This window comes from Mycobacterium sp. SMC-16, from assembly GCF_046250085.1.
Lineage (GTDB): Bacteria > Actinomycetota > Actinomycetes > Mycobacteriales > Mycobacteriaceae > Mycobacterium > Mycobacterium phocaicum.
In genome coordinates, this window is record NZ_CP176427.1 from 4938060 (window position 1) to 4950002 (window position 11943).

Annotated in this window: 12 protein-coding genes; 6 read left to right on the forward strand and 6 right to left on the reverse strand. The window is 64.8% G+C overall.

The features are described 5' to 3' along the window. Window positions 1-94: 94 nt before the first annotated feature. Window positions 95-1387: an isocitrate lyase gene (aceA, locus tag ACJEIK_RS24065; protein WP_064858660.1), complete on the reverse strand. Its 1293-nt coding sequence runs from the start codon at window positions 1385-1387 to the stop codon at window positions 95-97. Between the two features lie 265 nt (window positions 1388-1652). Next, window positions 1653-2507 carry an acyl-[acyl-carrier-protein] thioesterase gene (locus tag ACJEIK_RS24070; protein WP_064858661.1) on the reverse strand — a complete coding sequence of 285 codons (855 nt, stop codon included), beginning with the start codon at window positions 2505-2507 and terminating at the stop codon, window positions 1653-1655. A 126-nt stretch (window positions 2508-2633) separates the two neighbouring features. Here ACJEIK_RS24070 and ramB point away from each other — a divergent pair, with 126 nt between their 5' ends. The 5 genes from ramB to ACJEIK_RS24095 are packed head-to-tail and all read left to right on the forward strand — an operon-like array spanning window position 2634 to window position 6999. After that, window positions 2634-4055 (forward strand): acetate metabolism transcriptional regulator RamB, encoded by a 1422-nt coding sequence (gene ramB, locus ACJEIK_RS24075; protein WP_133425427.1) that lies wholly within the window; start codon window positions 2634-2636, stop codon window positions 4053-4055. Between the two features lie 35 nt (window positions 4056-4090). After that, window positions 4091-4384, forward strand: coding sequence for a type VII secretion target (locus ACJEIK_RS24080; protein ID WP_082762044.1), 294 nt, complete (start codon window positions 4091-4093; stop codon window positions 4382-4384). Between the two features lie 5 nt (window positions 4385-4389). Then, window positions 4390-5868 carry a hypothetical protein gene (locus ACJEIK_RS24085; protein ID WP_267324028.1) on the forward strand — a complete coding sequence of 493 codons (1479 nt, stop codon included), beginning with the start codon at window positions 4390-4392 and terminating at the stop codon, window positions 5866-5868. A gap of 11 nt (window positions 5869-5879) precedes the next feature. Next, window positions 5880-6410, forward strand: coding sequence for a hypothetical protein (locus tag ACJEIK_RS24090; protein WP_131808727.1), 531 nt, complete (start codon window positions 5880-5882; stop codon window positions 6408-6410). Window positions 6411-6414: 4 nt separating this feature from the next. Beyond that, complete coding sequence (locus tag ACJEIK_RS24095) at window positions 6415-6999, forward strand: hypothetical protein (RefSeq protein ID WP_061000309.1); 585 nt, start codon at window positions 6415-6417, stop codon at window positions 6997-6999. Here the strand turns inward: ACJEIK_RS24095 and ACJEIK_RS24100 are convergent. Continuing rightward, entirely contained in the window at window positions 6979-8310 is a 1332-nt protein-coding gene (locus ACJEIK_RS24100; protein WP_061000312.1) for a phosphatase PAP2 family protein, read from the reverse strand. The two genes, ACJEIK_RS24095 and ACJEIK_RS24100, sit on opposite strands and share 21 nt — an antisense overlap. A gap of 66 nt (window positions 8311-8376) precedes the next feature. After that, entirely contained in the window at window positions 8377-9627 is a 1251-nt protein-coding gene (locus tag ACJEIK_RS24105; RefSeq protein WP_131808728.1) for a hypothetical protein, read from the reverse strand. A 44-nt stretch (window positions 9628-9671) separates the two neighbouring features. Here ACJEIK_RS24105 and ACJEIK_RS24110 point away from each other — a divergent pair, with 44 nt between their 5' ends. Beyond that, on the forward strand, window positions 9672-10220 hold the full coding sequence (locus tag ACJEIK_RS24110; RefSeq protein WP_020101158.1) for a carboxymuconolactone decarboxylase family protein: 549 nt from the start codon (window positions 9672-9674) through the stop codon (window positions 10218-10220). Window positions 10221-10224: 4 nt separating this feature from the next. On the opposite strand, the gene ACJEIK_RS24115 is transcribed toward ACJEIK_RS24110, so the two are convergent. Further along, window positions 10225-10446 carry a hypothetical protein gene (locus ACJEIK_RS24115; RefSeq protein WP_061000346.1) on the reverse strand — a complete coding sequence of 74 codons (222 nt, stop codon included), beginning with the start codon at window positions 10444-10446 and terminating at the stop codon, window positions 10225-10227. Between the two features lie 55 nt (window positions 10447-10501). Then, the gene (lpdA, locus tag ACJEIK_RS24120; RefSeq protein ID WP_061000344.1) at window positions 10502-11896 is read right to left on the reverse strand and encodes a dihydrolipoyl dehydrogenase; all 1395 of its coding nucleotides are present in this window, start codon (window positions 11894-11896) and stop codon (window positions 10502-10504) included. Between the last annotated feature and the right edge of the window lie 47 nt (window positions 11897-11943).

The window sequence follows — 11943 nt, forward strand, 5'->3', positions numbered from 1 at the left end:
CTCACCGCTGTCCTCTCCTCGTGATTACTTCTGAAGATATGCGACAGGCCCCGCCCAGTTTCTGAGCGGGGCCTGCCGTATCAAGCCAAAGGCTTTAGTGGAACTGACCTTCCTCGGTCGAGCCCTTCAGAGCTGCGGTCGAGGTGTTCGGGTCCACGGTGGTGGCGATCTTGTCGAAGTAGCCGGCGCCGACCTCACGCTGGTGCTTGGTGGCGGTGTAGCCACGGGCCTCGGCCGCGAACTCGCGCTCCTGCAGGTCGACGTAGGCGGTCATGCCCTCGCGGGCGTAGCCGTAGGCCAGGTCGAACATGGAGTAGTTGAGGGCGTGGAAGCCGGCCAGGGTGATGAACTGGAACGTGAAGCCCATGGCACCCAGTTCCTTCTGGAACTTGGCGATGGTCGAGTCGTCCAGCGCCTGCTTCCAGTTGAACGACGGGCTGCAGTTGTAGGACAGCAGCTGGTCCGGGAACTCAGCCTTCACGGCCTCGGCGAATTTGCGGGCGACCTCGAGGTCCGGCACACCGGTCTCCATCCAGATCATGTCGGCGTACGGGGCGTAGGCCTTGGCACGCGCGATGCAGGGCTCGATGCCCTTCTGGATGTTGTAGAAGCCCTCCGAGGTGCGCTCACCGGTGACGAACGGCTTGTCGCGGTCGTCCACGTCCGAGGTGATCAGGGTGGCGGCTTCGGCGTCGGTACGCGCGATGACGACGGTGGGGGTGTTGGCGACGTCGGCGGCCAGGCGAGCCGAGGTCAGGGTGCGGATGTGCTGCTGGGTCGGGATCAGCACCTTGCCACCGAGGTGGCCACACTTCTTCTCCGAGGCCAGCTGGTCCTCCCAGTGGGTACCGGCGGCACCCGCGGCGATCATGGCCTTCTGCAGCTCGTAGACGTTCAGCGCGCCACCGAAGCCGGCCTCACCGTCGGCGACGATCGGGACGAGCCAGTTGTCGACGCTCTTGTCACCCTCGACGCGGGCGATCTCGTCGGCGCGCAGCAGCGCGTTGTTGATGCGACGGACGACAGCCGGCACCGAGTTGGCCGGGTACAGGCTCTGGTCCGGGTAGGTGTGGCCCGAGAGGTTCGCGTCACCGGCGACCTGCCAACCGGACAGGTAGATGGCCTTCAGGCCGGCGCGGACCTGCTGCACGGCCATGTTGCCGGTCAGGGCGCCCAGCGCGTTGATGTAGGAGCCGTCGCCCTTGGTGACGCCGTCCCACAGGATCTCGGCGCCACGGCGCGCGAGGGTGTTCTCCTCGACGACGCTGCCCTGCAGCTCCTCAACCTGGGCTGCGGTGTAGTCGCGGGTGATGCCCTTCCAGCGGGGGTTGGTGTCCCAGTCCTGCTGAATCTCAGCGGCGGTACGTGGCTTTCCGACGTTGGACATTGTGCTCCTTCGTGAGGCCGCGTCGCCGTGGGCGCCAAGATTCAAGTTGATTGTTAACGCTTCGGCGACTTCGCTTGTGTGCTGTTAACGACGATGACACAGCACATACCCGCAGGTCCAGCGGTTACAAGTGCCAACTTTCGCCAACACATGTAGCGAAGTTGCGAAGATTGCGAAGTTGCTGGGGTGCTTGACCGGTTCAGAAGCTACCGAACGGTAACCGAAATGCGCTGGTCAGTACGCTCGTACTGTTAAATCGGCGCACTCAAAGCGTGAACAGGCAGGCGACCGCTTTGACCTCGTCACCGACGACATATGTGAGCGTTGTAACACTGCGGTCACATAGCTCGGGGCCGAATTTCTCGGTCGATCCGGCGGGGTACTCGTGCGTGATGATCTCCAGCCGCTCCCCGAGCGCCACCGCGGCGTCGTGCTCGATGGTCACGCGCAGCGGTGCTTCGAGCAGCTCGGGGCGGTAGGTCTGCAGGTAGTCCTCGACCACCGACCAGTAGACGGAGTTGTTCATGTGGTCGAACAGGTCGATGTCGGTGACGCGGACCGGGAAGTCGACGATCCGGAGCGCGTCTTCGCGACCGCCGGCCTTGAGGTAGCCCTTCCAGCGCAGCCGATCAGTGGAGGCGGTCCGCTTCAGACCCGCCAGGAAGTCGTCCGAGATCCGTGCCGGCCCCTGAGTCTCCAGGTTCATGTTGATCCAGAACGCCTCGGACTCGATCAGTCCGCCCTTACGGCCGTCGATGCGCACCCGCATCTCGCACCACCGGTTCGACGTGCCCGAACACCAGCGCCGCAGCCGCAGGATGTCGCCGCGCTCGAACGGACGGATCAGGTCCACCATGGTGCGCCGGACGACCCAGGCCGGGTGGACGTCTTCGTAGCCCATCTGGCGCAGCTGGTCCTGGCCGACGTCCTGGATGTGCCGGCAGGCACCGTCGAACCGCAGGCGGCCGTCGCGATCGACGTCGGCCATCCGCAGCGGCCAGCTGGTGTCAAAGACGTCGGGATGCCCCTCCGGGACCGGCGCGAGGGTCTTGGCCAGGCCCGCAGCCGGTGCGGCAGTGGTCTTTTCAACGACCTTGTCGATGGTCTCCGCGGTGCTCATGGCGGCCCCTTTCCCAGCGGGCCAACGCGGCTGGATCGTCCAACTCACCCGCGGGCCCGATCCTGCCACAGCCCATTTTTGCCAATTGTGCGAAGACGGTATTCACATGATTGCTAGCCTGGTTTCATGGCGAAGACGTTCGTTGGCTCCCGGGTGCGTCAGCTCCGGGGCGAACGCGGCTTCAGCCAGGCGGCGCTCGCGCAGATGCTCGACATCTCCCCCAGCTATCTCAACCAGATCGAGCACGATGTCCGGCCGCTGAGCGTCGCCGTGCTGCTGCGCATCACCGAGGTGTTCGGGGTCGACGCCACGTTCTTCGCCTCCCAGGACGACACCCGCCTGGTCGCCGAGTTGCGTGAAGCGCTGATGGATCGCGACCTGGGCGTAGACGTCGACATCCCGGAGATCGCCGACCTGGTGAGCACGCACCCGACGATGGCGCGCGCGATGGTCGACCTGCACCGTCGGTACAGGTTGTCCACGGCACAACTGGCCGCCGCCACCGAAGACCGGTTCTCCGACGGCAGTGGCAGCGGGGCCATCACGATGCCGCACGAAGAAGTGCGCGACTACTTCTACACGCGTCAGAACTACCTCCACGAACTCGACACCGCGGCAGAGGAATTCATCCTGCGCATGCACATGCGCCGATCCGAGCTGTCCCGCGAGCTCGCCGAGCGGCTGAGCCGCGTCCATCACGTGCGCATCGTGCAGCGGCTCGAACTCGGCGACAACGTGCTGCACCGGTACGACCCCGAAACCCGGACGTTGGAGATCGGCGGCCATCTGTCGTCGGGACAGTACGTGTTCAAACTGGCCGCCGAGCTGGCCTACCTGGAATTCGGCGACCTACTGGAAAGCCTGGTGGCCGAAGGCAATTTCACCAGCGAGGAGTCGGTGAAGCTGGCGCGCATGGGGCTGGCCAACTACTTCGCCGCTGCCGCAGTGCTGCCCTATGGCCAATTCCACGCCGTCGCAGAGGAATTCCGCTACGACGTCGAGCGGCTGTCGGCGTATCACTCGGTGAGTTACGAGACCATCGCACACCGCTTGTCGACGCTGCAGCGGCCGTCGATGCGCGGCGTACCGCTGTCGTTCGTCCGCGTCGACCGTGCCGGAAACATGTCGAAACGCCAGTCCGCCACCGGTTTCCACTTCTCCTCGTCGGGCGGCACCTGTCCCCTGTGGAACGTCTACGAGACGTTCGCGAACCCCGGCAAGATGCTGGTGCAGATCGCCCAGATGCCCGACGGCCGCAACTACATGTGGGTGGCGCGCACGGTGGAACGACGCGCTGCCCGGTACGGCCAGCCGGGCAAGACGTTCGCCATCGGGCTGGGTTGCGAACTGCGCCATGCCAATCGGCTGGTCTACTCCGAAGGGCTGGACCTGTCCGGCGGCGCCGCGACGCCCATCGGCTCGGGCTGCCGGGTGTGTGAGCGCGACAACTGTCCGCAGCGGGCGTTCCCCGCGCTGGGGCGAGAACTGGACCTCGACGAACACCGCAGCACCGTGACGCCGTATGTGGTCAAGCGCGTAAATCAGTGACGGGCCGGGTGCCGGGACGGGCATAGGCTTGATGTGTGGCTCCCTCACCATTGAAGGTCGATCCGGACGGCCTGCGGTCGCTGGCCAGAGAAGTGAGCGACGCCGCCGCCGGTTTGAAACCCGGGCCGGCGCAGGCCGCCGCCGGGCCCGCGTGGCAGCCGAGTGCTGCTGCGGTCGGTGACGTGTCGGCCGGGATCGATCACATCGACGCGGAGTGCTCGAAAGCCCTGACCGAATTCGGCACCAACCTGACCAAGGCGGCCACTGCGTACGAGGCCACCGACGCCGCGGGGGGCGCGGCCGTGTCGCGGGCAATGCCGGGTCGGTAGGAGTCTTGACCGCACCGGTGGCGATGCCGACTAAGTCGCAGATCCAGTCGTGGAACACAGACGCGCTGGACGCTGCGGCGAAGACGTGGGGCGAACGCGCCACGAAGCTGAAGGACGCCTACGACAAGGCGCAGCACGGACTCGAGAACGCCGACTGGAGCGGCACTGCGGGCGAGCAGGCCCGGGCCCGCTTGCAAGCTGATACAGCCAAAGTCCGTGCGGCGCTGGAGCAGATCGAGCACGCTCAAGCGACGGCTACCAAGGGCGCACAGGCGATTGGCAACGCAAAACGTGAAGCCGTCAAGGCCATTCAAGACGCTGAGGACGACATGTTTGCCGTCAGCGAGGACCTGGTTGTCACCGATAAGTTGACGCAGATGCCCAACGGGCCACAGCGGGTGCTCCGCGATTTTGCGATTCAACTTCACCAAGTGGCAATCCGCGGCCACGCGATGAAACTCGCAGCAGTTGACCAACAGTGGGCCACCGAGTTGAAGCGGTGCGCCGCTGACCTCGAGCGGTTCAAGCTCGGCGGCGGACCCGGAACGTCCCCGGGACAAGGTCCAGGTCCCGCCGAACCGACGATAAGTGGACCGGCCGGTCCTCTGAAATACGAGCAAAGCCAATACGACCTGCAGGATGGCTATCCCGATGGGAAGGGTCCGACGTTCGGCGGTGACCCTCGGTCGGCGACCGACGACGGCCACAAGTACCCGCCAGGGCCGAGAAGCCCTGAAAGCGAAAGGGCCAATGACCCAAACCAACCCGGAACGCGACCGATCCCGACAGGTACTGCGCTCGGCCCGAACGGCGAGAGGTATGGCTTCTTCAGCTATCCCGATGCCGATCACATACCACCAGGAAACAACCCGTTCAGCACGGCAGGCAAAGCATGGGATTTCACAGACCCCAATCATCCGACCATGCTCGGTCCATTGCAGGACACGGGCGGCAATCTCATCTACCAGGCCAGCGGCGCCTATGACCCCAAGACTGGCCGCATGGCGATCGTCGGGAACACCGGCCCCAAGAATCTCGACACCCAGCGCGTCCTTTGGCAGTCCGATCCGATTAAGCCAGGAGACCCTCCGGGCAAATGGCTGGAGTCATTGCATCCGGTCGGGACGGTCCAGGGATTGCCCGGCGCTCGCGAAAATCAATTGGTCGCACTTCAGGGCGGCGGCTTTGCTTTGGTTGGGTCAGACAATTTCGACCCCGCGCATCCTCAGGCAAACCCTGCGGTCTCGGCAGTCACCGCGTCGACGCCAGAAGGCTTACTGACGGCCCGCCCAACCGTTTTGATCCCACCACAAAACTTTCCGGGCGGAGCGCCCTACGGGCCGACGATCATCGGCACGCATCTTGACCCCGTGACGCACGTCGAAACACTCGATGTGCGGGTCAGCACTTGGGACCGCGTCGTGGATCCTGGACAGCCGTACAACCCCAAGACGTTCACGACTACTTTTGGTGTTCAGCATTGACGGAGGCGCTCATGAAATCGACCGTGAGTTCTGCGACGGCGGCTGTGCTATTCATCTCGACCGCACTTGTTTTGGCTCCGCCCACGGCCGCAGCCCCACCCGCTGGATTTCCCGACCTCAACAATTTCGTCTCAGTCGATGGTCGTCCATACGACGTAATGGAACATTCGGGCAGCACCCAAGAGTTCAAAACCGCGAGCGGAATACGCTGCTACATCAACGGATATGCGGGGATGAGTTGCACCGTACCGTTTGCAGTGTCCGATCTTGCACCGAACAACACCGGGTCAGGTTGCACATTCGTAGGCAACAGCTCGATACCTGCCGACCCCAATACTCCCCACCCCTACGAGTTCAAACACCAACAAGGCCCTTGCGCGTCAGGTGACAATCCCAGGCCGTTGTCCGCGGGCAGCAAGATCAGCTACGACGCGGACGGCGCGACGTACTTCACGTGTGCCACCGACTCGAACTTCGTCGCCTGCATCGATCGACACGATCACGGCTTCTTCCTGCAACCGTCAAGCAGTTGGACGTTCTAGTCCGATGCAACAACCGCGATCCACGCAGCAGCGCAACGTGAATGCCAAGCAACGCTTGATGGTCTCGCTGGTCGCGACCGCATGCCTGGGCGCCGCCTGCGCCAACCACCCGACCAGCCCGGCGCCGACCACGCCGCGCGCCGAACTCACCAGCTTCCCGAACTTGGACGACTACGTGCTGGTCAACAGCCACGACTACGACGTCAGAGAGCACACCGGGACGACCGAGGAGTTCTCAACGGCCGACGGGATCCGTTGCAGCATAAACGGATACACCGCGATGAGTTGTTCGACACCATTCGCCCTGCCCGGTACGACGTCGGGAAGTACCGATACCAGCTGTACGTCGGTGGGGCCCAACAACGTGCCGCTGAAAGACGGAGACCCGCACCCCTATCGCTTCCGCCAGTCCAACACCTCGTGCACGTCGGGTCAGTCGGAAAAGCGACTGCCCAACGGCAGCAAGCTCAACTACGACGCCCAAGGAATCACGTACTTCACCTGCGCCGCCGACGTCAATCTTGTTGCCTGCATTGACAACCAGAAGCACGGCTTCGTCCTGCAGCCGTCACGCAGCTGGACTTTCTGACTCCTCGCCGGTCAACCGCTCGATCGCCGGCGCAGGTACGCCCGGTCGCGAGAAGAACGTGACGTAGAAGCCGCAAGACAGCGTCGCGAGCGATCCAATAATCAACGCCCCGAACATGATTGGATACGCCGCCATCCATTCGGACAGATACCGGACGCACAGCATCAAACCGACGATGACGGCCACACCACCGGCGATCAGCCGTAGGCGGGCGTGGGCGCCCGGCCGAACCGGTTCCCGCAGCGCCGATTCCACCGTCAAGCACAACACCGCACCGACGACGAGGTCGACGCCGTAGTGGAAGCCGAAGCCCAGCGTCGCGGCCAAAGTGCCCACGAGCCAACAAGTGCCACCGACGCGCAACCACCGCGGGCCGGACCGCGAATGGATGAACACGGCCAGCGCCCACGCCGTATGCAGCGACGGCATGCAGTTGCGCGGGGTCGACGTGTCGAACGCGATGGGAACCGCCGACCCGTCGACGGGCGGCAGCAACGCCGGCCAGAAGTCGCCGACCTGGAATCCGCTACCGGCCGAGCCGAAGGCGTAAGTGGGCCCTACCAACGGGAACATCAGATAGATCAGCGGGCCGACCAGACCCAGCACCAGGAAGGTGCGCACGACGAAGTGCCGCGGCCACCGTCCACCCGTGGTCACGTTCCGCAGCTGATAGATGGCCACCACGGTCGCCGCGGCCGACAGCTCGAGATAGACCCAATGCAGTACGAAGTAGAGCACCGAGTGGTGCTGCACCAACTGGCCCATCACCCATGACGGCTGCCCGAGGGCGACGTCGGCACGCACCGCGAACTCGTCGAGAACGGTGGGACGCGTCAGGGACGTGATGGTCAGCCAGGCGTCTCCGGCCTTGGTGGCGAGCACGAGCAACAGGCCGGTGGCGACGCCCTTCAGCGCGGTGTCGCGCTGCGGGCCCGTCCACCGCGTCAGCGCGAACACGCCCAGGCTGGTGAGCACGACCAGTGCGCCGCTACCCATCGCCGCCGGAAGACCGACGTACTCCCGGCCGACGACAAAGACCACATCGAGCCCCAGTGCGGCGCCCGCGATCGGCAAACGGTATTCGCGCTGCACCGCGACCAGGGCCACCACCAGCGCCGCCCAGGGCACCGTGAACCCCGCCGGAGTTCCGACGTAATCGCTGATCAGGCGCTCGAGCGGGCCCCGGAATCCGCACAGCATGGCCGTAACCTGCAGCGCGCACATGAACGTCGCGACCAGCGCAATGCCGATCGCGACCTTCGTCCGGGGCGGTACACCCTCTTTAAGAAAGGGTGAATGCTCAGTGAACACGCCATAGACGATAGGTCGTCGGTCGCCGCTACCAGCAATTTGCGACCAATTTGCGACTTGGCGACGTCAGTTCGCCCGCAATACCCGGTAGATGACGTAGGCCAGCTGTTTGCGCTGATCATCGATCGCACGCTGGCGCGCTCGATGTTGGTCCTCGCCTTCGGCGCGTTGCACCACCAAGGGCGCCGCCCGCAACAAGACTCCGCGCACCCGGACCATCTGGGCCACCACAGAATCCGGCTGGCAGTACTTCGTAGTCTTCACATAGCTCTCCCCGAGCACGACACCCTGGTAACCAGTGACCACCTCGCCCTCGATCCGTACCGGTGGCGTGGTTTCGAGGTGTGCTTCCTTCGCCTTGTCAGCGCAGACCTCGGGCACGAACGGCTGTGCGCTGCAACGCTTGACCCAGTCGTTCACCGCCGTGATGCCGTCGAACCCGTCGTGCTCCCGGAAGACTGCCGCGACTCCAAGCGCGTCGACCAATGGATCGGCACCCGGTCGGGGCGACGACAGTGGGTCGGCGGAGCAGTCCGCAGGCGCGTCGCCCCGGGGCTGGGCTGACAATTGCACCACTCGGCTGCCGCTCTTGACCGGTGGTGTCATGACCAGTGCCGACAGCTGCGCCGCGGGCCGCGACGCGATGCTGGACGTCTGGACTGTGTCAGGGGCTTGCTCGGCAGCATGCTGGACGAAGCCGTCGACCAATTGGGCTACGTCGTGGACCGTCACTCCCAGAGGACCCCGGGAAATGAACCTCACCCGCAGCACGACTCCGTCTCGGGCCACGACGACAGTTCGGCCGTCCGGGCCGTCGTTGGATGGCGTCCAATACTTGTCACCCGTGGTCTGGGTGGTGTCGAATTGGATTGCATCGGTGGGCATTCCGGGGATATTGCGGAATGTCTGGACAGCCCAGGTGCCGTAGACGTCGCGGTAGGTCGCGCAGCGGGTCCCCCAGTTCGCCATCTCGTCGACGACGTTCTCACCGGGGCGGGTTCGCCACAGGTCAACGTGGATCAAGCGGCCGTCGCGATCAAGCCTGTCCCCGTAGCGCGCGGTGAGTTGCGGCCCGTCTGGGTCACCCGGTTCTGGATACCGCGAGCACTCGATTCGCCGCTGTGCGGAAAATTCGTCATTGCGCGGCACCTCGTAGCTGACCTCGACCATTCCCGGCACGTCGGCCAACGTCGGCAGGTACCGCAGCAACGGATGGTCAGCGGCCCGCGATATCGCCACATCGGTAACCCGGTCACTACAACTGACCACCATCAACGCAACCGCGAAAATCACGGCCCCCACCCGTTTCCACCCCATGGCTCGACCCTACGACCGCCCCGCCTGTGCCAGACTCGGGAATTGTGAACAGCATCGAGCCGGCCCGCATCGAACCCGGCGGATTCCGTGAACTGGGCCCGCTCAACTGGGTTATCGCCAAGATCGGCGCCAAGACCATCCGGGCCCCGAGGTTCGCGCTCTTCAACGTCCTCGGCCAGCATCACCTGCTGTTCCTGACATTCCTCCCCTACTCCGGCATGCTGCTGGGCCGCAGCAAGCTGGGACTGAGGGACGCCGAGCTGGTGATCCTGCGCGTCGCTCATCTGCGCGGCAGCGAGTACGAACTGCAGCAGCACCGTCGCCTCGCCCGCAGCCGCGGCGTCGACGCCGAGACGCAGGCCCGCATTTTCGAAGGGCCGGACGCCGAGGGCCTCACCGACCGGCAGCGCGTCCTGATCACCGCGACGGACGAATTCGTCATCACCCGGTCGGTGTCCGACCAGACGTGGAAGTCGCTGGCGGCGTACCTCGATCGCAAGCAGCTCATCGACTTCTGCCTGCTGGCAGCGCAATACGACGGGCTGGCGGCGACCATCGCCACCCTGCGCGTGCCGCTGGACTTCCCGGACTAGAGCGCTACAGGTAGGTGACCCCGAGTACTGCCAGCGTCATCAGCACCGGCGCGACGGGCAGGCACCAGAGGAACGCGGACTTCGCAAAAGCCTTGCGCTCCTGAAACTTTCGAGCGAAAAACACGGCGACGCCGGCCACGACGAGAACCACGGCGGATACCACCAGCACCCAGAAGCTGATGCTGGTGGTGTCCATCGCAAGCGAGATCGCCAGCAGCCACAGCATGTGGCCGACGACCAAACCGCCTATCGCGGCAACGACATTCGCGCGCAAAACCGACTCAGAAGTTGATCATGTGGCCGGTCAGGCCGTGGAAGCATTCCTGCAGCGCCTCCGACAGCGTCGGGTGGGTGTGCACGTTGCGGGCCAGTTCGTTGGCGGTCAGGTCCCACTTCTGGGCCAGGGTCAGCTCGGGCAGCAGCTCGGAGACGTCGGGACCGATGAGGTGACCACCGAGCAGCTCGAGGTGCTTCTTGTCGGCGATCAGCTTCACGAAGCCCGTCGGGTCGGCCAGGCCGTGCGCCTTGCCGTTGGCGGTGAACGGGAACTTGGCGACGACGACGTCGTAGCCCTCGGCCGTGGCCTGCTCCTCGGTGAGACCGAAGCTCGCGACCTGCGGCTGGCAGAACGTGGCGCGCGGCATCATGCGGTAGTCGTCGAAGGTCAGCGTCTCGGCGCCGGCAATGGTCTCGGCGGCCACCACACCCTGCGCCTCGGCGACGTGCGCGAGCTGCAGCTTGGCGGTGACGTCACCAATCGCGTAGATGTGCGGCACATTGGTGCGCATGTTGTCGTCGATCGCGATGGCGCCACGGTCGGTGAGGGCGACGCCTGTCGTGTCGAGGCCGTAGCCGTCGACATTGGGGCCGAATCCGATGGCCTGCAACACCTTGTCGGCCTTGAGTTCCTGGGTGGCGCCGTCCTTGCTCACGACGACGGTCACTTCGGATCCGTTGTCTTCGATCGACTCGACCTTGGTACCGGTGAGGATCTTGACGCCCAGCTTCTTGTACTGCTTCTCGATCTCCTTGGAGACCTCGGCGTCCTCGTTGGGCAGCGCACGCGGCAGGAACTCGACGATGGTCACGTCGACGCCGTAGTTCTTCAACACGTAGGCGAACTCCATGCCGATGGCGCCCGCGCCGGCGATGATGATCGACCCGGGGAGCTCCCGGGTCATGATCTGCTTCTCGTAGGTGACGACGTTCTCGCTCAGCGAGGTGCCGGGCACCAGCCGTACCGACGAACCGGTGGCGATGATCGCGTTGTCGAACGTCACGTCCTCGGTTCCGCCGGCGTTGAGCGCGACGCGCATCGAGTTGGGGCCGGTGAAGGTGCCGTAGCCCTCCAGCTCGGTGATCTTGTTCTTCTTCATCAGGAAGTGCACGCCCGCGACGCGGCCCTCGGCGACCTTGCGGCTGCGGTCGAACGCCGCGCCGAAGTCGAAGGTGGCCTCGCCGCTGATGCCGAAGGTCTTGGCTTCCTTGTTGAAGATGTGGGCCAGCTCCGCGTTGCGCAGCAGGGCCTTGGATGGGATGCATCCCACGTTGAGACAGACGCCGCCCCAGTACTTCGGTTCGACGATGGCGGTGGTCAGCCCCAGCTGGGCTGCGCGAATTGCGGCGACATATCCGCCGGGACCGGCTCCGAGAACGACGACGTCATAGTGAGTCACATGCACACCTTATAGGCGCGGCGGCGAGGAGGGTCGGGAGACCGATT